Below are 22,073 nucleotides of genomic sequence, written 5' to 3' on the forward strand. Positions count from 1 at the left end.
TATTCTTAACCCATTACATTTTGCTTTCATTTTTATGGTTCACATCCAGACATAAAAAACCTCCATTCAATTCAAATGGAGGTTTTCAGATTCAATCCAGCTACTTTTCCTAAGTTAATAATGTGGGTTAATTTCCCATGGGTTGTAATTATAATCTTCGGACTGTGTTCTTTCTAAAAATTCTTCATCCGTTTCTTTAATTACTTCTTTTCCTTCATCTGTTTTAAGATTTTCAAAGTTGGAATATATTAGATGGCAATCATCTATCGTTCCGCCACTACACATTACAGAAGTTTCGAATCCGCCGCTGTAAACAGCGTTATCCTCATCGGTATATGTCACATTGAAAACATAATTTAGTGAAGGAAGCTTTCTCCCCTCATCGACTTCTTCAGAATATTCTTGTTCCATTAAATGGAAATCAATACTAGGATTTTCAACTATTATCCGTTCTTTTATAACCTCTAACATTCGTTCTTCGCTACCAAAACTAGCTACAATCTCTTTTTTTATCGGTTTCTCCGGTAGAAGCGAAAAAGCAAATATTAATTGCATCGCTGTCACAAAAATAAAGAAAGATAAACCTGTAATTTTAATGATTTCTGAATCCGTCTTGCTTATCAGAGTGACAAGAAACCAAATCATGAACGGGATTAAAAAAATCGTCACATAAAAAAATTTTATCGATAGCGCAAATAAAAGAAAAGTTATCATGAAAATTCCTTCAAAATTATTGTTTTCTGTAATAACTTCCCACTTAATAATTATAACAAAGAGCGCCGTAGTAATCCAAAACGTTTTTTTCATAATTCCTCCTACGTTTACAATTTCATTTTGCATGTCAAATTAAATTATTTTAAAAAAGTAAAGGATATCAAAAAGTCTTTGATGTACTGGTTATTTATAATACTTTAGCATTTTTAAGATTAAAAATGCTAAAAAAGTACAATAAAAAAGAGTTTTAGATTAAACTCTAAACAAAACCCGATTAGTGGCTGCTTAAAAGTGAATTTCTTGTTAAATGCTGGAATAACAAAATATAAAATGAATCGAATCTGTTCTCGGCTTCGTTATATTATTGAGAGGGGGATTACATGGATTTGGAGCAAATATTAGACGAACATAGTGAACACTTATTGCGTATAGCCTATTACTATACGAAAAGTCTACATACAGCTGAAGATATTGTTCAGGATGTTTTTATAAAATACTTGCAAAGTAATTATGAGGAAAACGGTAAATTGCAAGCTTACTTAACAAAAATGACCATTAACCGCTGTAAAGATTATTTAAGAAGTTGGGCCTATCGTAAAATTCAACTTCAAGAGCACTTGCCAATTATTCCTGTTTTACAAAAAGACAGGGTGATACAAAAGGAATTAACGTTTTCTGTCGGGGAATCAGTTCTCTCTTTACAGATCAAGCAAAGAGAAGTGATTGTTTTATATTATTATGAAGAATTAAATACAGCAGAAATTGCCTCCCTTTTAAAGTTACCTGAAAGTACAGTACGGACAAGACTTAGAAGAGCTCGTGAAAATTTGAGACCAGCACTATCGAATGAATGGGAGGAATTATATGAGAAATGAAATTAAAGAAGGCTTATTGGAAATTACACCGGATCTGAAAGAAAGCAAAGATCGTATAAGAAGAGCCGTCCTGAAACCGGAAATCAATTCAAAAAAGAGCGTTATCTTTCCCCGTATTATCTTTTCATTTGCTTTAATTTTATCCATTTTCCTTATTACATCCGAATTTAAAAATGATAGTTATGTGAATGGATTTTCTCAAGAAACGCTTAATATGTATGGTTTGCTGGAAGATAATGAACCTAATGAGCAATACCAGAAGGATTTAATTATTTTGAAATACGGGGAACTTGAAAATATTCCATTGAAAAAGCAGGATGTTAAAAATTTAGTGACCTCTTATAGAAACGAGTTACCGGCAAGTTTTGAAAGAGTGCTCAAACAAAATAAAATTAGTGAATCTGCATATAAAGCGCAGTACCTTACACTAAAGGCACAAGTCCAATTGATTTTTGATTCTCTGTTACCTAGGTACATGCAGTTATATCCTCAGTTTCCGCAAGAAGTTCATGCTCAATTAATAATTCTTGACGCTATGGAGAAAGTGGAACATGAGAATTTCTCATTTGGAAACACGGATAGTATTTCGGCAATCGTTTTATACGAGGGGGGAAATGCTCGTATCTTATCGCTTATTGAGGAAAAAAAGTTGGCAGAAGAACAATTCATTATTATGCCTAAACATGACAGCTTGAATTTAAATCTTGGTGACGAAATACTACTGGAAAACAATTTGATAACAAGCCAGCAAGCTGACGGTAACTATAAACAATTTGTAGTTTCCGAAAAGGTACGGTTAATGAAAGATAATGAAACAATCGAAGTGCCTGTTATGCCTGGAAAAATAAATGAATATTTTGGACAATCTGAATGGACACCACTACCTATTACCGATGAGCCCGATATGAAGCTGAAAACGCTTAAAGGAGATTATTCTGTTTGGTTTCGCGATAACATTCTGATCGGATCCGATAATAAAGGTTTTGTAATTAATGAGGAAGATATACAAAACTGGGGTGAGCAATTGATTAATGAATAACTTTGCCTGCTCGAACTATTAATATTAAATTAAAACCATATAGAAAGTGGCGGTATAATGAGCCTTTATCGATATTTTGCTTCAAAAAACCCTTTACCAATTATTGAAAACTCTTTCGCAACTTTAGAAGGTTATGCTTTAGAAACACAGTTTGAGATTCTCCCTTGTCGAAAAAATCCTCCGATTGCAGCTGCAGGACAAATCCAAAAGCCTTTTGTTTACAAGGTAAGAGGGAATGGAAAGCCTCTACATCAACTTGTTGACTATATTAAAGAAAATGTTAGAGAACAAGATCGAGTAGAATTTTGGTCGATATGGTACAGTGAAAAAGTACCTTCGAACAATATGTATCGACTTAATCCACAACAAATAACACCTGAAGATTTACGATTCTTGCATGACAATGAAAATTGTTGCATTAGATTTTTTCCGAAAAATAAAAAGTAGCCTTCTTGAAGTCAAAATGAGGGATAGATGTTTTTGGGGGTTGGTTTTTAGAAGAATTGGGATATGAATCTTTTCAAACGTGGAAAAGCGGACAGAGTTGGAAAATCGGAGAGACCTATATCGTTTTCGTGCAAGCAGAAGAACGGTTTATGAATGTACCATATCATAGATGTCGGGTTGGTCTGAACCATTTGGCTTTCCATGCAAGCTCCCGTCAACAGGTAGATGATATGACCAGAATGTTAGAAAGTAAGGGTGTTAAGATCCTTTATACTGATAAACATCCCTATGCAGGAGGGGAAATTATTACGCTGTATTTTTTGAAGATCCAGATAGAATTAAGGTTGAATTGGTAGCACCATGACCTTTCCTGCTTTAATGTTTTTTACTTCTTTAAAATAAAAACGGAACGCCTGCTGAATTACAGGTGTTCCGTTTTCGCATATTCAACACAAAAGTATCTATTCTTTCCGCATAATAAAGCTCAAATGTCTGCCTGTTGAGCGGTCCTGGCGGTGGGAGAATCCATCCTCGTCCATAAATGTGCACATGCGGTCAATCGTAATATTCTCTTCAGGCACACCAGCAAGCATGCACTGCTTTTTCACGGTTAACTGGTTGTCGATATGGAATTTGTTCGTTTCATCATTCCAGTAAATAAATTCATCTGCATAACCGAGTGCTTTGAATTTTTCCTGCACATCGGCATCCACTTCAAATTTTTCCTGGCTGATTGCAGGTCCTATCATTACTTTCAAATCACTTAAATCACAATTTTCTTCTTGTTGTAAATGCTGCAGCAGTTTCAATGTAATTTCCTTAATCGTCCCTTGCCATCCGGAGTGAACAGCCCCGATGACATTTGTTTTTTCGTTATAGAATAAGACCGGGACACAATCTGCGGTAAAGCTTGAGATTACAACATTCGGTTCATACGTATATAGTGCATCGGTCTCGGGAACAGCGGATGCATTGTCGAAAGCTCCTTTGCCGATTGCGGATTTTTCCACACGGAAGAAGTTGGCGCTATGTGTTTGGTTGGCGCATACAAACTTAGATAAATCCGTTTGCAGCAGTGAGGTAAGCTGTTGGCGGTTTTCGATAATATCCGCTTCGTTATTGCAGACATGGAGTGCCATATTATTGTTCTCGGGAAAGGCAGGATCTTTTAATGTAATGCCTAGTACGCGATTTTCATTATTTTCATAAAATTTTATCTTCATTTTATCACCCCCTGTACTATACCCGTAAAAGCAAATTTTGTATAGGCAAATGGTGTTTGGTATAATGATGAAAAATAGGGGGAATGTGATGAAGAGTTGGCAAATCATTTTAACAGGTTTTTTACCTTATGTCATGGCGGTCATTACCTTTATCGCATTTTCAAACCCTTATGTGAATCATATGATTACATTCGGAACGGCCGCGTCCATTATCATTTATATTTTGCCGATTTATTTTTTTGTCGTGATTCCCTGGTATTATGTGCTGTACATCATGCGTAAAAATTACAGCAAACGGGCACTTTACTTAACAAGCTTTGTTTTTTGTTTTCTGCAGCCAATTGTATTTGGATACTTTATGAAAGCACCTATTGGCAGTGAGAAATTTTTATTTTTTGTATCACCACCGTTTATAGTAGGCATAATGGTTAGTACATTGTGTATTAACTGGTTTTATAAGGAAGATTTGCAGCAAACGACAAATGGAAGGGGAGAGCCGATTGGAATTGACGATTGAATGGCAATATATTACAAAGTCAAAGCAGGAAATTACATGGCGAAGTGAGGCAATTCCGGCAGCGCATGCTTATACACTCGTACTGGATATGGAAAATACAGGACGCACAAAAAATATAGTGATGACAGATGAACATGACAGTACATGGACATTGAAAGAGCTGAAAAAATATTTGAAATCTCTTGAAACAGAACCTACTGAAGTGGAAGTGTACTTCGATGGCGGATTTAATAGAGAAGAAAAGCTGGCCGGTTTAGGAATTGTCGTCTATTATAAACAGAATGGGAAAAACTACCGCTTGCGGACGAACCAGCTGGCGGAGTATTTGACATCAAACAATGAAGCGGAATATGCAGCATTAAATCTTGCAGTTGAACAGCTTGAAGAAATGGGCGTTCATCACCAAAAAATAAAGATTTACGGCGATTCGCAAGTCGTCATTAATGAAATGAACGGCGAATGGGCAGTAACCGATAGTGTTCTGACTACATGGGCGGATAAAATCGATGCGAAGCTCCAAAAGCTTGGGATTCGACCGGAGTATCAATATATCGACCGCAAACTAAATGGAGAAGCGGATCAGCTTGCTAATCAGGCACTGCAGGAAGTAGAAATATACGCGGATATTGATATACGAAAAAGTAAGAAAAGATAGATGAAGGGAGATTTTTATGATTCGTTCTGTTGGCACAGGGAGTTCAAGTTTAAACAACCAGACACGTCCCCGAAATTTACAGCAGCAAACTACAGCCTTTCCGAAAATCGGGGAAGAACAAGGTGTCGCACGAGAGCAGGAAAAGCTGCGAACAGATGAGGCCGAAAGAGGACCAGTAATGGTTGGAGTCAAACCGAAAGCACAGCTGAAATCCATTTTTGATGAACCGAATGGTGTCGTGAAGCTGAATGCGGACGGCGACAAATTGGAAGTTAGTAAGCGTGCGATCTCACTCGCAAAAGAAGTGCTCTATACGTAAAGAAAAAAGCTCCGCCGGGAATATCTCGGCGGAGCTTTCGTATTGGGAATTTATTGTTGTTTTTCAAATGCACGTTCACCAGCAATACCTGGTTGCGTTAATTCGAATGGATTTAAAATAATATCGAGCTGCTCAAGTGTGAAATAGTTGTACATTAAGCAAAGTTCACGAACAGATTTACCGCTGTGCAGTGCTTCACGTGCAATTTGACTTGAACGCTCATAGCCTAAATGTGGAGCAAGTGCTGTAATTACACCGATTGAACGTTCTACGAAATCATGCAGGCGCGCTTCATTTGCTTCGATATGATCCAGGCAATATTTTGTAAATACTGTGAAGCCGTTTGTCATAATTTCGATTGACTGAAGCAGATTAAATACGAGAACCGGTTCCATTACATTCAGTTCAAATTGTCCCGCTTCTGAAGCAAGCGAGATTGTTACATCGTTACCGATTACTTGGAATGCAATTTGGTTAATAACTTCCGGCATAACCGGATTTACTTTACCCGGCATGATAGAAGAACCTGGTTGACGTTCCGGTAGGCGAATCTCTGCGAAACCGGCTTTTGGACCAGATGCCATCAAGCGTAAGTCATTACAGATTTTCGACATATTCATCATGGCGATTTTTAACATGGATGATACTTCAGCATACGTATCGGTATTTTGTGTACCATCGATTAAATTGTCTACTTTAATGAACGGGAATCCACTATAAGTCGCGATGTTTTCTACTGCCAATTTCATATATTCAGGGTCCGCGTTCAGGCCTGTCCCGATTGCGGTTGCTCCGATATTGATTTGCAGCATAGTTTGCTGCGCTTTTTTGATTCGAGCAATATCACGGGACACAACGGCAGCGTAAGCACCGAATTCCTGGCCTAAACGAACAGGTACAGCATCTTGTAAATGCGTACGACCCATTTTAACGATTGAATCGAATTCTACTGATTTTCTGATAAAGCTATCTCGCATCATTTCCATTGCCATAATCAGATTATTTAACGTAGAAACTGTAGCAATGTGGATAGCTGATGGGAATGCATCATTTGTTGATTGCGCCATATTGACATGGCTGTTAGGACTAATGATTGAATAAGTACCTTTTTCTTCCCCTAAAATTTCCAGTGCACGGTTAGCAATTACTTCATTGGCATTCATGTTCATTGAAGTGCCTGCTCCGCCCTGAATTGGATCTACGACGAACTGGTCATGTAATAGTCCTGAAATAATGTCATCTGATGCTTGTGCAATTGCATTAGCAATTACTGGATCCAATTTGCCGATAGCAGCATTTGCAAGTGCTGAACTTTTCTTTACGATGGCAAATGCACGAATTAATTCAGGGTGCATTGTCATTTTAGTAATCGGGAAATTTTCTAATGCACGAGTTGTTTGAACGCCGTAATAAACGTCCTTTGGTATTTCTAATGTGCCTAAAAAGTCTTTTTCAATACGTGTACTCATTTGTACAAACCCTCCAAGAGAATGGTGTAATAGTTGGATAAACAACTACATTATACGCCATATTATAATAAAAGCTTACTTGCTGAATTATTAGTTTATTTAACGTTCTCACGTAAGTTTAAATTAACCAATATTAACAAATATAATGAGGGGAATTTCGTAACTTTTTGACTTTTTATACGACTAATCAGGAAAGAGATGAGGTGATTGAATGAAGAAATGGTTAAGTTACGCGTTGGTCGTGGGGATGGTTTTGCTCCTTACAGCATGTAATACAAAAGAAGATGAAAATGAATCATCATCCGAACCAACCGAACCGGTGCAGGAAAAGAATGATGAAAATAAAGTAGATTATGAATTACTGCTTCATTTAGATACGATACCTCCTGAGGTCGGTACGAGTATTTCAATCGTGCAGGATGAAAAGCTGTATACGACTTGGGCCGATATTTTTGGTTTTGAATCGGTTCCATCTGTCGATTTTGAAACAGAGGAAGTACTGTTTGTCACAGGGTATTCGGATGGCTGTGGAAGAGAAATTGAAAAAATCGAAAAAGACGGGGATACGTTAGTCATTACGTTAAACTATCCGGAAGATCTTCGCAGCGAAGAAGACATCGCCTGCACAGAAATTGCTTTGGACAATACGTATGTTGTTAAAATGAAAAAAACCAATACAACAAAAGGTAAGCTGATCGATATCAATCGAACAATCTATGAAGAAGATAAAACGGTTCAGGAAAAATTGCAGTAAACGAATACAGTAATACGAGGGGCTACCAATTCCTCTATACAAATATTACACTGAAAATATTGAATTTTCGGTGTAATATTTTTTTGGTCATGAATTTTCTGCAAGAAGAAAACATTATGTTGGGAATAAGGTTAAATTGCTATTTACATAATAACTGGCTTCGATTATCTATTGTAAGACCCTAAAAAAATTGGTAGTATGAATTATCGTACAATAATAGTATTGAACGCGAACTATAGGAAACTGGAAGATGCCAGGGACCTATAGGCAACTAATTGCATACATATCAAGCGTAGATCGTCGTGGATAAAACTACTGGCGGGAGCAGTTTCTGGAGAGAGCGCGATAATTCGCGTCGCCGAAGGGTTCACAATCTCAGGCAAAAGGACAGAAGAGTAATGAGAGACGCTTTTCTTTAGCATTATGTATTTGTAAAACATGCATTGTTTAATGAAAAGCCCTCGATAGATGTCGCAGATTTTTTAGAAATCTGGACGCGATTTTACAGAGGTGAAATCGATTATTCTTAGACACAGGGACTGGCATATTATCAGTCCCTGTTTTAATTCCAGAAAAATTTACTTGATGGACCGCGATGAAGTACCTATTATTTTGCGCTGTGTATACAGACAAAATACTTATCCTTTGGAGGAATCGTTTTGGAACAACAAGAATTAAAGCGCGACCTGAAAAATCGCCACGTTCAGTTAATAGCGATTGGAGGAACAATCGGAACGGGGTTGTTTTTAGGGTCAGGTAAAGCGATCTCACTTGCAGGACCTTCTATTATCTTTGCATACTTAATCGTTGGAATTGCACTATTTTTCGTCATGCGTGCACTTGGCGAATTGCTTTTATCAAAAGGCGGCTATGCATCATTTACCGAGTTCGCCACTGAATACTTAGGGGATTGGGCAGGCTATATTACCGGCTGGACTTACTGGTTCTGCTGGATTATGACGGCAATGGCAGATATTATAGCTGTCGGCATGTACACGCAGTACTGGTTCGACATCCCGCAGTGGGTACCGGCTATCGCATGTTTAGTTGTTTTGCTTATTTTGAATTTATTGACGGTCAAACTGTTCGGGGAGCTGGAATTTTGGTTTGCGTTAATTAAAATCATCACTATTGTTGCGTTGATTGCGATTGGCATTGTATTGTTGATCATTGGTTTTGAAACTGATACAGGCAAAGTGGCTGTATCGAATTTATGGGAGCATGGCGGATTATTCCCGAATGGTGCATTTGGATTTTTAATGGCGTTCCAAATGGTTGTCTTTGCATTCGTCGGGGTTGAGTTAGTAGGGGTAGCTGCTGCTGAAACGGCAAACCCGCAAAAGAATATCCCATCTGCGATCAATAAAATTCCTGTGCGTATACTGCTGTTTTATGTAGGGGCATTATTCGTCATTTTAACAATCAATCCTTGGGATACATTAAGCGCAGCAAGCTCGCCATTCGTTCAGGTTTTCGCATTGGTAGGAATACCGATTGCAGCAGGTTTAATTAACTTTGTTGTGCTGACATCAGCTGCTTCTGCAGGAAATAGCGGGATGTTCTCAACAAGCCGTATGCTGTTCAGTTTAAGTAATAATAAGCAAGCACCGAAAGCTTACGGTAAATTAAACAAAAATGCGGTGCCGCAAAATGGTCTTTTATTTTCTGCAGTCGTGGTTTCGATTGGAGCATTGCTAAGCTATTTCATGCCGGACGATGCCTTCAGTATCGTGACAACAATTAGTGCGATTTGTTTTATTTGGGTTTGGAGCATTATTCTGATTTCGCATATTATCTATAAAAAGCGTCATCCGGAATTACATAAATCTTCAACTTTCAAAGCACCTTTAACACCATTGGTCAACTATTTAATATTGGCATTCTTCTTGTTTTTACTAGTCGTTATGGCAATTTCCGAGTCTACGAGAACTGCACTGCTGTTAACACCGCTATGGTTTATCGCGCTGTTTGTTCTTTATAAGATTAGAAAGAAATAAATAGTCTAAAAAAGCATTTTTCTTTTAGAAAGATGCTTTTTTTCATTGTAAAATTGATTTCCATTCCGGGGGCGGATTTTATTAGAACAATAGGGTGGTTTATTAGAAGAATTTTAAGTGATATTAGAAGAACCGGGCTGGATATTAGAAAATCCTTAAATTTGAGGCCGTGTAGAAACGTTATAGCCGGTATAATGGGCGAGAAGAAGCCGTGTCTGGATTTTATTAGAACATTTGAGCGGGTTATTAGAAATTCGAGGCAGGATATTAGAAGAAGTACATACTTTATTCGAACATCCGGGACACATATTAGAACAACCCGCATTTATATTAGAAGATCGGCAATATATTAGAACAAATAAACTTATATTAGAACTTCTGTGGATATATTAGAAAATCCGGCCTCTCTCCGCTGCACAATAGTTCAACTCGAAGCAATAGGTTTTTTACAGCAGTAGCAAATCGTTTCGTACGCAATCAAGTAAGCTCCTCCTTTGTAAACAATGATTTGTTGTTCAACAGATGGAAATAGACGATACATGCAATGACAACTCCGATCAAAGCGAAGATGCTTGTTGTCAGCTGAATCGTGTAGATTTCCGCCAAAAAACCGATAATCAATGTCAGGATAATCTGCATCACACTTTCAATCAGCCCAAGAGAACTGCCGAACCGTCCCATAATTTCTGTCGGGATTGTCTGCTGATAAAAGGTCGCGTAGCCCGCATTGCTGAATGCCATGAACAGCCCGAGCAATATAAAAGCAGCGACCGCAATTATTAAATTAGGTGAAAAGTAAAAGATAAAATAGGAAAGTAATGTACATGTAAACCCGACACCGATGTACGAAACGAGTGACAGCTTTTTCACAAGTCGTGCAGCTAAATAGCCACCGACAATGGCACCGATTCCTGTGATTCCTACAATGATGCCATATACCGAATCCGTCACTTCATGAAAATCTTTCAAAAACGACATTTCCTGGGAATCAAGTGAAAAGCAGATCATCAGTGCTGTTGAATATAGGACAAAAAATTTCAGCAGCATTTTCCGCTGCGAGATAAATTTCCACACCGTCCTAAAATCATCTCGGATCACAGCAAGTGTGAGTACAGTTGACTGGGTGGACGACTTGAGCTCCTGATTCGGAAGCAAATACATCATGAATGCGCTAAACAACAGCATAAACCCATTCACCCACATCGCCGTCGCGGTACTGCTCATGGCGATAATGGCACCACTTAGAGCAGGACCGATCATAAAGCTCCCTGAACCGAGCATGCTGTTGATGGCATTAAAACGCAAACGGTCATTTGGCAAAACAAGTTTAGTAATCATAAATGTGCTGCTCGGGTTGGCAAAACAGACGGCGATATTGGCCAAAAAGATCAAACAGTAAATAAGCCAAATTTCCGAAAACAGCGGCATCATACAGACGATCCCGGCGCGGAAAATATCACAAACAATCAGGATGATTCTTTTATTCGTTCTGTCGACAATCGAGCCGGCAAAAAAGCTGCACAAAATGCGGGCAATCGGACCAATAATATAGATGCCCGCAACAGCTGCGGGTGACTCGGTCAAATGCCAGACTAATAGATTGAGCGCGATTAAGTAAATCCAACTGCCCAGTTTGGATGCCCCAAATCCGAACCACAAATAAAAATACTCTTTTCTTAAGTCCAAATCATCACCCCTTAACGGCTCATTCGCTGCCGAATTTTTTCACTTGCATACAGTGCCTGCTTAAAGCAGTGGCTTGCCTGTTTATAGGCGTGGAGCTGCTCGTAAAACTGTGCCCATAATGGCGCATAGAAAAGAATCAGTGAATAATACTGCTGTTCGCTGAAATGTGGAAATGCTTTATCCTCCAGCGATTTCAGTTCGCGGATCGTATGTTCACTTTCAACCGCATAGGCTAGTAGATTGCGCTGATAATTATGATGGGGTATAGTAAACTGCTGTTCTTCATAGCGTTTTAACAGCGTATCGAGCTGGTTGAAATCCTTCTGGGCATAGCATGTGCGCATCCAGTTAATTGCGGAATGCAGGTCTTCGTCGTAGTTATTTGCCGATTTATAATGTTTGGATGCTTCCGTAAAGTTCTCCTGACATTCGTAACAATACGCGATATTGTTATGCAGTGAGCTCCATTGCATCGGCGTTTGGATTGACGGTACATTTGCAAGCAGATTGAGCCCTGCTTCAAACTCCTTGAGAGCTTCCTGGAATCGGTGTGAATCATTGAAAATCACACCTTTCATGGAGTAAAGCTTCAACTGGAACAACGGTTTATACTGGTGGGTGAAAAACGTCTGTGCCAGTTCAATATGTTCAAGCGCTTTTTGCAACTTGTAGCTACGGTGGTTCGCAAAAGCGATATGATAATGATAGTTAGCCAGTTCAAATGGATGGGCATTGGATAGAAATTGCGCCAATTGATCGTTCTCTTCTTTAATGGATAACTGTTCAAATTCCTGAAAAGACAGATGACCGAAAGCGGTAATCGCTACGAATAGCTGGGTGATCCGGTCTTTTTTCCAGCTAACAAGCGGCTCGATCTCCTGAAGTATTGTTCTCGCCCTATCATCTTCTTTTAGCGAGTAAAGGAAGCGAGCATAAACAAGCTTTGCCGTCAGCTGCTGTTCAAATGGCTGTTCATCATTTTGCATAGCGGTTAATTGATCAATTTCATCTGTAGTAAGCTCTATATTCGACAATAATTTTTCGTATAATTGCTCCAAAAAAGTTGTTTGGCTTTGTAGTTGTTGTTCGAGCTTATGAAAATCGATGCCCAGGTTTTCAAACAGCTGCTCATAGATCGAATGCTCTGCGACAACGATTCCGTTTTCAATCCGGCTTAAATAAGAAGGGGTACAGATGCCGAAAGCTACGTCATCTTGTTTTTGCTTCTTTTTTTGCCGGTAATATTTTAATAGTTTTCCCCAAGCTTGTTCATTGGTTTCCATAAAAAACACCTCACAGTTAGTTTACCAAAATACTAAGCAGGAATATTGCGAATTTTCTTTAGAAAGTGCACAATTAACGGTACGAAATTGGTAAACTTACACAAATAATTCTAGGTTTACATATTTTAATTGCATATTCGGAAATAGCTCTATATGATAAGAAAATAAAAAAGGGTTTATTGTTTTAAATGGGAGCTTAGATTGGAGAGATAGTAATGTTCTTTTATGAAGTAGATAATGAAATTCAATTAAAATTGATTACACAAAATGATGCAGAAGAAATCTTTGCTTTCATTGACCGTTCACGCGATTATTTACGTGAATGGCTAGGGTGGGTAGATAATACGAAGACTGTTGAAGACACACGCGAATTTTCTGCAATGAATTTAGACAAATTTGCAAAGCGCGAAGGTTTGGATACAGCGATTTTTTATAAAGGGCAATTTGTCGGGAAAGTATCGATTAATACGATTAACTGGTCTTTGAAAAAATGCGAGATCGGCTATTTTTTAGATGAAGAATATCAGGGAGAAGGCATTATGACACGCGCTGTGAAAGGCATCATTGATATCGCCTTCAATGAATATAAGCTTGGAAAAGTCGAAATTCATGCTGCTGTTAACAATACGAAAAGTCGTCATATTGCGGAGCGTCTTGGTTTTATGCATGAAGGGACAATCCGTCAGGCGGAATGGCTGTACAATCACTATGTCGATCATGCAGTCTATGGTCTGTTAAAAGACGAATGGGTTGGAGAATATTAATAACTGGTTTCGCCTCATCAGAAATACCTGATGAGGATTTTTTTCGCCATAATTATAATTTAATGAAACTTTTTCCATACTCACCCAGTATAGTAATTAGAATCTATTACATGTGAAGTCATTACATAAAGCATCAAGGTACGCCAATCAATGCTTGTAATAGAAGAAATAGCAGAAAGCAGGTGTGGACAATTGTCACAGCCAATTGTGGAAATTAAAAATTTGAACAAAACGATTAAAGGCAAACATATTATTAAAGACTTGAACCTGGACTTTTATCCGGGTCAGATCACCGGATTTTTAGGTCCGAACGGGGCGGGTAAAACGACAACGATCCGTATGATGACGGGGTTAATGTACCCTTCAAAAGGAGAAGTAATCATCGATGGGAAACAGCTCTCGACAAATTATGAAGAAGCGATCAGTAACATCGGTGTAATCGTAGAAAACCCGGAAATGTATAAATATATGTCAGGGTATAAAAACTTGCAGCATTTTGCCCGAATGCATAAAGGTGTAACGAAACAGCGTATTGATGAAGTGGTAGCGCAAGTCGGACTGCAAAATCGTATTCACGAAAAAGTGAAGACGTATTCATTAGGGATGCGTCAACGCCTTGGACTGGCACAGGCGATGCTGCACCGTCCAAAGTTTCTGATTTTGGATGAACCGACAAATGGTCTGGACCCTGCCGGTATCCGTGAATTCCGTATGTATTTACGTAAGATTGCCGCAGAGGATAATGTCGCGATCGTTGTGTCGAGTCACCTTTTATCCGAAATCGAGTTAATGGTAGACCGGATCGCCATTATTCAAAATGGGGAGCTGATTGATATTCGCGAACTGCAGCATGTCGCGGCATCGCAATATTACATTGAAGTCGGTCAACCGGATCAGCTTCAGGCGATGTTTGAAGAGCCGTTAACTAAAGAGAATGGCGGCTATGTCGTCAATCTGACAAAAGAAGAGGTGCCTGCACTTATTCGGAAACTCGTTGAATCGGGCATTGATCTTTATACGATCCAGCCGATTCAAAAACGTCTTGAAGATCAATTTATCGAGATGACAGGTGGAGGTGCAATCGATGCAATTCGTTAAAAATGAATGGATCAAAATGTGGTCGCAAAAAAATGCATGGATCATGTGCGGACTTTTAATTGTATTAATCGTATTCGTTGCAGGAATGAACAAATATTATGATGTGGATTCGAGTACAAAGGAAGCGCGTTTAGCAGCAAATGAAGAATTATTGGCGCATCCGCAAGAAATGCTTGCTTCAGGAGAACTAATGCCGGAAGATGAGCAGTATTTCAATGATGAAATTGCGATGATCGAATACCGGATCGCCAATGACTTGCCACCATCAAATGCCATGACATTTACGGAACATATGGACTTATCGTTAACATTGACAATCATGGTAACAAGCATCTTCACTGTCGTTATTGCGGCAGGTATCGTCTCATCCGAGTTTGGTACAGGAACGATTAAAATGCTGCTGACTCGCCCTGTAGCACGATGGAAAATCTTACTTTCAAAACTTGTTGCGTCTATTCTATATGGGGTTGTACTTTTTGCCGCTGGAATCGTTGTCGCATTAATTGTCGGTATGGCCTTATTTGGTATGGATAGTGCCATTGCGTTATCGATCGTAGATGGGCAAGTCGTGCAGGAAACGGTGGAGAATACCTTTATCAAAACGACGCTTTATTCGCTCGGTTCTACAATTATGACGATTATATTTGCGTTCATGATCGGTACGATTTTTGGTTCAAGTACGTTAGCGGTAAGTTTATCGCTGTTCATCCTGTTGATGGGTTCAACGGCAACAATGTTTATCGCCCAATATGATTTTGCGAAATACGTATGGTTTGCCAATGATTTATCGTTTTATGCACCGGGAAGTATGCCGATGATTGAAGGCTTGACGTTTACGTTCTCGTTAATTGTCAATATCGTGTATGCGATTGTCTTCCTGGCGATTACGTTCGGTTACTTTATGAAGCGTGATGTAACGGCTTAATTGTGATTTGATGAAATTCCTCGTTCGTTTATCGTTATTGATAAATGGATGGGGATTTTTTTGTTTGTGCTGTTTTGCGTGAGTATGTTGGAAGTAAATATCGGGAATTAATGTCTCTATTTAATAGAAGCGGTCCGTTTTGGCGAACATAACGGTAGAAGGTCCGGTTATTTTGCACGTATAAAATTAAATTGTTGAATTACAGGAATTTCCCCTTATTTATTGGATTCCGCGTTTCCCCCGTAACATGAATAATGTAGTAAAATAGTATTCATAATAATCTGCTCAGTAAAGGAGGTGGGAAAATGGCGGCGAGAATTATTTTTCATTTAGATATGAACAGTTTTTATGCATCTGTCGAACAGGCCCATGATCCGAGTCTGAAAGGGAAACCGATTGCTGTTGCGGGAAATGCAAAGGAACGGCGCGGCATTATCGTAACAAGTTCTTATGAGGCGCGTGCCAAAGGGATTTATACGACGATGACTGTAGGGGAAGCAAAGCGTAAATGTCCCGAACTGCTGTTGCTGCCACCTGATTTCCCAAAATACCGGGCAGCTAGTGCGGCAATCTTCTCCATATTACGAAGCTATACGGATCTCGTGGAACCTGTATCAATTGATGAAGGCTATTTGGATGTAACAGAACGCTCCAAATCACAGCATCCGCTCCAATTGGCCGAGGAAATTCAGCAGAGAATTTTACATGAGCTCGATTTACCTTGCTCGATTGGTATTGCCCCTAACAAGTTCCTCGCCAAAACCGCTTCAAACATGAAAAAGCCGCTCGGAATTACGATTCTTAGAATTCGCGAGCTGCCGGAGCTTTTATGGCCGCAGGAAGTCGTGACAATGCACGGGGTAGGGGAGAAAACAGCGAAGAAGCTAAATACGATCAATATATTTACAATCGGTGATTTGGCGCAAGCGGATGAACGGCTGTTAATACGGAATTTAGGGAAAAACGGGGCTCGACTCATCAAGCGTGCAAACGGCATTGACTCGCGGCAGGTTGACCCGAACGCAATATTTGATACGAAAAGCGTCGGGAATTCCACGACCCTACCTAGGGATGAGACCGAATATTATATATTGAAGGAAACGTTCGAAAAGCTGAGTAAAAGTGTATCCGAACGTCTGAAAGTAAAGTATTTGGCGGGGACAACGGTGACGATTCAAATACGCAATTTCGACTGGCAAAATGCTTCGCGCAGTAAAACATTGCGAAATGCCGTCAATCAGGCGGATGAAATATTTGAAATCGCGTGGAAGCTGTTTACCGAAAACTGGGATGAAACGCCTGTCCGACTGATCGGCATTACCGTTTCCAATGTTGTCGATCAATCCGAACTGACCCAGCAGCTCAGTCTGTTTAATTTTGAACAGCATATAAAAGATGAACCGATTTTGGAACTGGTCGATACGATTGAAAAGAAGTTCGGAAAAGGAGCCATTAAACGCGGTGTCCGGGTGAAATCAAAAAGCTATGCCTCAAAAACAAGCTTCAGCAAGGATTTTCTGGAAGATCATACAAAATGAATGCAAGCTGCGTTAAAGTGGAAACTTCAACACAGCTTGCAATGTTTAAATTCTCCGAAACTCGTACATAGTGTTATGAGAATAATTTTCATTTAGTTAGGTAACTGCGAAAGACCCATGCTATAATAGGGTTGATATTATGCTTCAGGAGGACAATATGCGTATACATCCGATCCGGTTTTTACGAATAATGGGCTTACTCGATGGGATTTCGCTCATTACATTATTACTTATTTCCATGCCGCTTAAGTATTTCGCGGATTTACCGCAATTTGTGGCGGTAAACGGCAGCGTACACGGCGGTATTTTTATGGTTTATTTTCTCGCAATCGTCATCGTGCAACTGCGCATTCAATGGCATATCGGCTGGTCATTGTTAAGCGTGCTGGTCGCATTTATTCCATTTGGCAATTTTCTGCTTGATCATCAACTGAAAAAAATGCAACCATCCTTACATACAAAGCCATTCCCGAAACAATGGCTCGTTTATGCCATCATTTTCTTCTCGTTTTTCGATCTGTTCGTCCAGCTGCCGATCATGAGTACATATGCATTGTCGGTCGGCGCAACAACATTCATCGCGGGGATTGTCGTTGGCCTGTATTCATTTATGAATACATTCGGCAATATCTTTTCCGGAATTTTCACCGATAAAATCGGAGCATTCCGCATTTTGGTATTCGGATTATTAACGTCTGCAATTTCGCTATTATGCTACCAGCTTGTCGATAACGCGACGGCCCTTTTAATCGTCCGCTGTATTCACGGATTCAGTAGCGGGTTTATTACTCCGGCGGCCTTTACATTGCTCGCAAATATGCGTGCATCGAACGAACAGGGGAGCGGAAGCGCGGTTACAGGTTCGTTTGTCGGCATTGCGGCGATTGTCGGTCCGGCTTCAAGCGGTATTCTCGCTAGTAAAATTTCTGTGCCGAATGTGCTGGGAATTGTTGCACTGTACGGCCTTGTCTTATTGGTCGGACTTGTCCTGTTTTTACGCAAATCACCGCTGCCAAAACGGGAAAAGCAGCAGGCAACCGAAAAGTTGGACTGGAACAGCGGTATTTTAAAAGCATATGGAGGCGCATTTTTCCTTATGTTCTCACAAGGTGTTCTCGCGTATTTATTGCCGATTTACGTACAGGAATTAGGGTATGGCTCGCGAGTATCCGGTACATTACTAAGTGTATTCGGAATCGTTGCAGTCCTGATCTTTATATTGCCGACGAATAAAATTTTCGATTATTTAAATCCGCAAGTGACTTTGTTTGCCGGAGTACTATTACTTGGATTTGCTCAAATCAGCATCGGCCTGACAACAGAAATGTCATGGCTTTATGCAATACTGGCACTTTACGGCATCGGGTTTGCGTTTTTATTCCCTTCTATTAATGCAATATTAATTGAAGCAACGACTGAACAGACGCGCGGGAAAGCGTACGGCTATTTTTATGCGTTTTTCTCCATTGGCGTAGTCGCAGGGTCTTCACTATTAGGGGCACTTGATCTGGTAGGAACATCCGGTTTTGTATTTACAGGAACATTATTGTTCAGTTTCTGTATCGTAGTTCTTTATTCATTTTTGAGATCGGGTGCGGCATTCGTGAAGGTTCACCATAAAGAAAAAATGAATCATTCATAATTACACGGTTTGAAAGAAATTTCTTTCTAATGCGCTTTAAACAATAGTCATGTATACTGGACTAGGTGATTTTTTAATGGGCGAATTTGGAATCGAAAGGAATTATAATCATGGTACAATTACATTTAGAAGTTTTAGAACGATGCAGTAAAGAAACAGAAGATACAATTACAGCGGAAAGTAACGCATTTGCATCAACACCGATCCATTATTTAAAGGACAATCAAGGGGAATTTATTTATGTGGAATGTGCACAATTCAACGATATCCGCATCGATGCGGTAGCGCTTGAATTTGATGATGCATTTAATCTGTATACGGCATTATTCGGTTTGAAACTGCAAAAGAAACATGGTGAAGTCATTCGTCAATATTTTAAAGACAATGTGAAATCTGCATTAGGAAGCAGCAGTGCAGCGTTCTCCGGTCAAGAAGGGCTGTGGGAACTGAACATTGCGGTTGACTGCATAGAAGGTTTCCATGAGAAGATGACGATTACAGAAGTTTGTGAAATGCTTTATCAATTTGTTGCGCAATTATTATCGACAGTCGAGAAATAAATGACGCAAAAATACTTATATAGTTTTACTTGGCAAAGAGATGAATATGAACTTTCACGTTTGGAAATGCGCACATTTTTTAACTTTCACGTGGAAGGAAATGTTCTAATTAGCCAGGAGAAAATAGAACCGAGCCGTAGTCCATATATGCGTTCAAGGTTAGCGGTATTCCATGAAGCGGATTCAATAGAGCAGCTGATTGGAATGGCAGCGCAGCTGGAGCTTAAACAAAAAACGTTCAAAATTCACTGTTTAAACAATAGTGCTGATGCGATTAAGCCAAAACTGAACCGAGCGATTCGAAACGACTATATGATGCGCCTCAGCTCGGCAATCAATGCCGAACCGGAACTCGTAAAGCCGGACGTAGTATTGGGTCTTGTGATTCACGATGAGCGCTATTATTTAGGCGAGCTTACGTACGGTGAAGCGGTGTGGCTGAAGCATATGCAAAAGCCTGAAATGTACTCCACGGCACTGAGTACACGGGATGCCCGTGCGATTGTCAATATCGCGGTACCGTTTCCGGACGGATTAAAGGTGATCGATCCTTGCTGCGGTATCGGTACAGTGCTTGTGGAAGCGATGAGTATGGGCATTGCGATTGAAGGGCGCGATATCAATAAACGTGTTGTGTGGGGCTCCCAGATCAATCTTCGCCACTTCGGCTATGAACCGAATGTGGAAATCGGCCCAATTGAAGAGGCTGCTGAAGGTTATGATGTGGCCATTATTGATATGCCGTACAATTTATTTACGCATATTACAGGTGAGCTGCAGCAAAGCATCATTACAAATGCCCGACGTATTGCGAAGCGGGTGGTCATTGTGACAATCGAATCGATGGACGATAAAATCCATGAAGCCGGTTTAACAATAATCGACCGGGCCATATTGAAAAAAGGGAAATTCGAACGCCAAGTTTTAATATGTGAATAAAAGAAACGTTTCAATCCGATGCATAACTGGATTGGAACGTTTTTTGTTTGACACGTCATTTTATACATGGTATATTTATCTCGAATTAAAGATAAATGAATTCGTGATAACAGGAAGGAGGGTACTTTATGAATAAATATGACAAACAATTAAAAGCATTTACTGTTTTGCATCGGGCACAGACTTCCGTTCAAGAAGCGACGAAAAAAGATATCCAGCAGCATGATCTGAATTTAACGGAATTTGCCGTGATGGAATTGCTTTATCATAAAGGAGATCAGCCTATCCAAATCATCGGTAAAAAAGTATTGATCGCAAGCAGCAGCATCACGTATGTCGTCGATAAACTGGAGAAGAAAAATCTCGTGGCACGTGTTGCCTGTCCGACAGATCGCCGGGTTACGTTTGTTTCGTTAACAGATGAAGGAAGACAGATGATTGAATCGATTTTCCCGTCACATGAAGAGAAGATTGCATCGATTTTTGATGTGTTGTCGGATGAAGAACTGCAAAATTTAACAGACTATTTAAAGCGTGTGGGACACCATGCGAACAAATTTTAAATTGATGAGAGCATCGGAATCGGTGCATTTTTCTTAAACTAATATCTCGATATCGAGAAAAAATGGAGGCAATACAGATGAATCACATTAAAGGAATCCACCACGTAACAGCCATTACAAGCAGTGCAGAAAAAAACTATGAATTTTTCACGTATGTTTTAGGAATGCGACTAGTTAAAAAAACTGTCAACCAGGATGATATTCAAACATACCACCTGTTTTTCGCGGATGATAAAGGTTCTGCAGGAACAGATATGACTTTCTTTGATTTCCCTGGTATCCCGAAAGGCCGTCACGGTACGGATGAAATTTACAAAACAGCTTTCCGCGTTCCAAATGATGCGGCACTGGACTATTGGGTAAAACGTTTTGACCGTCTGAAAGTACAGCATGAAGGCATCAAACCATTGTTCGGTAAGCAAACATTATCATTCGTCGATTTCGATGACCAGCAATACATGCTTATTTCAGACGAAAACAATGAAGGAATCGCTTCAGGCACACCTTGGCAAAAAGGTCCGATTCCATTAGAGTTTGCGATTACAGGATTAGGTCCAATTCATGTACGCGTTTCGAACTTTGATTATTTCAAGGAAGTTCTTGAAAAGGTATTAGTGATGCGTCAAACGGGAAAAGAAGATTCACTGCACTTGTTTGAAGTGGGAGAAGGCGGAAACGGAGCATCCGTTATTGTCGAGCACAATACGGTATTACAACCAAGCCGTCAAGGTTTCGGTACAGTACACCATGCAGCGTTCCGTGTAGAAGATACGGCCGTATTACGTGAATGGATCGGGCGTCTTGAAAGCTTCGGGTTCGGAACTTCCGGCTATGTGGACCGTTTCTTCTTTGAATCGCTTTATGCACGTGTAGCGCCGGGGATTTTATTTGAATGGGCTACTGACGGACCGGGATTCATGGGCGATGAGCCATATGAAACAGTGGGAGAAAAACTGTCATTGCCGCCATTTTTAGAGAGCAAACGTGACTATATTGAAAGTGTTGTCCGTCCGATTGATACGGTACGTTCAACAAAAACAATCGAAAAAGAATACGAATAATTCGA

The 22,073-nt window shown here is 39.8% G+C and carries 22 protein-coding genes, 1 pseudogene and 1 riboswitch; of the genes and pseudogenes, 18 read left to right on the forward strand and 5 right to left on the reverse strand.

All coding sequences use genetic code 11. The features are described from left to right. Positions 1 to 114 precede the first annotated feature (114 nt). Entirely contained in the window at positions 115 to 807 is a 693-nt protein-coding gene (locus tag MKZ25_RS07985; protein WP_340801037.1) for a hypothetical protein, read from the reverse strand. Between the two features lie 287 nt (positions 808 to 1,094). On the opposite strand from MKZ25_RS07985, the gene MKZ25_RS07990 reads away from it, so the two are divergent. The 4 genes and pseudogenes from MKZ25_RS07990 to MKZ25_RS08005 all read left to right on the forward strand — a co-directional run bounded on the left by MKZ25_RS07990 (position 1,095) and on the right by MKZ25_RS08005 (position 3,439). Further along, complete coding sequence (locus tag MKZ25_RS07990) at positions 1,095 to 1,589, forward strand: sigma-70 family RNA polymerase sigma factor (RefSeq protein ID WP_340801038.1); 495 nt, start codon at positions 1,095 to 1,097, stop codon at positions 1,587 to 1,589. Further along, on the forward strand, positions 1,579 to 2,628 hold the full coding sequence (locus tag MKZ25_RS07995) for a hypothetical protein (protein WP_340801039.1): 1,050 nt from the start codon (positions 1,579 to 1,581) through the stop codon (positions 2,626 to 2,628). The genes MKZ25_RS07990 and MKZ25_RS07995 overlap by 11 nt, the downstream gene beginning before the upstream one ends. Before the next feature lie 57 nt (positions 2,629 to 2,685). Beyond that, positions 2,686 to 3,075, forward strand: a complete 390-nt coding sequence (locus MKZ25_RS08000; protein ID WP_340801040.1) for a hypothetical protein — start codon at positions 2,686 to 2,688, stop codon at positions 3,073 to 3,075. A 23-nt stretch (positions 3,076 to 3,098) separates the two neighbouring features. Next, positions 3,099 to 3,439: pseudogene (locus MKZ25_RS08005) on the forward strand (VOC family protein). 97 nt (positions 3,440 to 3,536) lie between these two features. Here the strand turns inward: MKZ25_RS08005 and pgeF are convergent. Further along, positions 3,537 to 4,298: a peptidoglycan editing factor PgeF gene (pgeF, locus tag MKZ25_RS08010; RefSeq protein WP_340801041.1), complete on the reverse strand. Its 762-nt coding sequence runs from the start codon at positions 4,296 to 4,298 to the stop codon at positions 3,537 to 3,539. Between the two features lie 88 nt (positions 4,299 to 4,386). On the opposite strand from pgeF, the gene MKZ25_RS08015 reads away from it, so the two are divergent. From MKZ25_RS08015 to MKZ25_RS08025, 3 genes are read left to right on the forward strand one after another with little or no spacing between them, the layout of a single operon-like run. Continuing rightward, positions 4,387 to 4,815 carry an ATPase gene (locus MKZ25_RS08015; RefSeq protein ID WP_340801042.1) on the forward strand — a complete coding sequence of 143 codons (429 nt, stop codon included), beginning with the start codon at positions 4,387 to 4,389 and terminating at the stop codon, positions 4,813 to 4,815. Next, a complete protein-coding gene (locus tag MKZ25_RS08020) occupies positions 4,799 to 5,470 on the forward strand; it encodes a DUF771 domain-containing protein (RefSeq protein WP_340801043.1) in 672 nt (223 codons plus the stop codon). Before MKZ25_RS08015 ends, MKZ25_RS08020 begins: the two co-directional genes overlap by 17 nt. 16 nt (positions 5,471 to 5,486) lie before the next feature. Further along, positions 5,487 to 5,789: a DNA primase gene (locus MKZ25_RS08025; protein ID WP_340801044.1), complete on the forward strand. Its 303-nt coding sequence runs from the start codon at positions 5,487 to 5,489 to the stop codon at positions 5,787 to 5,789. A gap of 50 nt (positions 5,790 to 5,839) precedes the next feature. On the opposite strand, the gene aspA is transcribed toward MKZ25_RS08025, so the two are convergent. Further along, positions 5,840 to 7,258, reverse strand: coding sequence for an aspartate ammonia-lyase (gene aspA, locus MKZ25_RS08030; RefSeq protein ID WP_340801045.1), 1,419 nt, complete (start codon positions 7,256 to 7,258; stop codon positions 5,840 to 5,842). Positions 7,259 to 7,469: 211 nt separating this feature from the next. On the opposite strand from aspA, the gene MKZ25_RS08035 reads away from it, so the two are divergent. Further along, positions 7,470 to 8,012 carry a dehydrogenase gene (locus tag MKZ25_RS08035; RefSeq protein ID WP_340801046.1) on the forward strand — a complete coding sequence of 181 codons (543 nt, stop codon included), beginning with the start codon at positions 7,470 to 7,472 and terminating at the stop codon, positions 8,010 to 8,012. A gap of 321 nt (positions 8,013 to 8,333) precedes the next feature. Then, positions 8,334 to 8,413: riboswitch (glycine riboswitch) on the forward strand. A gap of 258 nt (positions 8,414 to 8,671) precedes the next feature. Beyond that, complete coding sequence (locus tag MKZ25_RS08040) at positions 8,672 to 10,009, forward strand: amino acid permease (protein ID WP_340801047.1); 1,338 nt, start codon at positions 8,672 to 8,674, stop codon at positions 10,007 to 10,009. Positions 10,010 to 10,486: 477 nt separating this feature from the next. On the opposite strand, the gene MKZ25_RS08045 is transcribed toward MKZ25_RS08040, so the two are convergent. Together MKZ25_RS08045 and MKZ25_RS08050 are read right to left on the reverse strand one after the other, a co-directional pair. Beyond that, positions 10,487 to 11,695 (reverse strand): MFS transporter, encoded by a 1,209-nt coding sequence (locus MKZ25_RS08045; protein ID WP_340801048.1) that lies wholly within the window; start codon positions 11,693 to 11,695, stop codon positions 10,487 to 10,489. Positions 11,696 to 11,706: 11 nt separating this feature from the next. Continuing rightward, positions 11,707 to 12,978, reverse strand: coding sequence for a sugar-phosphatase (locus MKZ25_RS08050; RefSeq protein WP_340801049.1), 1,272 nt, complete (start codon positions 12,976 to 12,978; stop codon positions 11,707 to 11,709). Between the two features lie 215 nt (positions 12,979 to 13,193). On the opposite strand from MKZ25_RS08050, the gene MKZ25_RS08055 reads away from it, so the two are divergent. From MKZ25_RS08055 to MKZ25_RS08095, 9 genes are all read left to right on the forward strand, one after another. Next, complete coding sequence (locus MKZ25_RS08055; protein ID WP_340801050.1) at positions 13,194 to 13,742, forward strand: GNAT family N-acetyltransferase; 549 nt, start codon at positions 13,194 to 13,196, stop codon at positions 13,740 to 13,742. A gap of 192 nt (positions 13,743 to 13,934) precedes the next feature. Next, positions 13,935 to 14,840, forward strand: a complete 906-nt coding sequence (locus tag MKZ25_RS08060) for an ABC transporter ATP-binding protein (RefSeq protein WP_340801051.1) — start codon at positions 13,935 to 13,937, stop codon at positions 14,838 to 14,840. After that, positions 14,827 to 15,765, forward strand: a complete 939-nt coding sequence (locus MKZ25_RS08065) for an ABC transporter permease (protein ID WP_340801052.1) — start codon at positions 14,827 to 14,829, stop codon at positions 15,763 to 15,765. Before MKZ25_RS08060 ends, MKZ25_RS08065 begins: the two co-directional genes overlap by 14 nt. 305 nt (positions 15,766 to 16,070) lie before the next feature. After that, entirely contained in the window at positions 16,071 to 17,303 is a 1,233-nt protein-coding gene (locus tag MKZ25_RS08070) for a DNA polymerase IV (RefSeq protein WP_340801053.1), read from the forward strand. 157 nt (positions 17,304 to 17,460) lie between these two features. Continuing rightward, the gene (locus tag MKZ25_RS08075; protein ID WP_340801054.1) at positions 17,461 to 18,945 is read left to right on the forward strand and encodes an MFS transporter; all 1,485 of its coding nucleotides are present in this window, start codon (positions 17,461 to 17,463) and stop codon (positions 18,943 to 18,945) included. 110 nt (positions 18,946 to 19,055) lie between these two features. Then, the gene (locus MKZ25_RS08080; protein ID WP_340801055.1) at positions 19,056 to 19,505 is read left to right on the forward strand and encodes a protoporphyrinogen oxidase; all 450 of its coding nucleotides are present in this window, start codon (positions 19,056 to 19,058) and stop codon (positions 19,503 to 19,505) included. Continuing rightward, a complete protein-coding gene (locus tag MKZ25_RS08085; RefSeq protein WP_340801056.1) occupies positions 19,506 to 20,444 on the forward strand; it encodes a TRM11 family SAM-dependent methyltransferase in 939 nt (312 codons plus the stop codon). It abuts the gene before it with no gap. A gap of 128 nt (positions 20,445 to 20,572) precedes the next feature. Then, on the forward strand, positions 20,573 to 21,007 hold the full coding sequence (locus MKZ25_RS08090) for a MarR family winged helix-turn-helix transcriptional regulator (protein WP_340801057.1): 435 nt from the start codon (positions 20,573 to 20,575) through the stop codon (positions 21,005 to 21,007). Positions 21,008 to 21,084: 77 nt separating this feature from the next. Continuing rightward, a complete protein-coding gene (locus MKZ25_RS08095; RefSeq protein WP_340801058.1) occupies positions 21,085 to 22,068 on the forward strand; it encodes a ring-cleaving dioxygenase in 984 nt (327 codons plus the stop codon). Positions 22,069 to 22,073: the final 5 nt, after the last annotated feature.

The sequence above is a fragment of the Solibacillus sp. FSL W7-1464 genome (assembly GCF_038004425.1).
GTDB lineage: Bacteria > Bacillota > Bacilli > Bacillales_A > Planococcaceae > Solibacillus.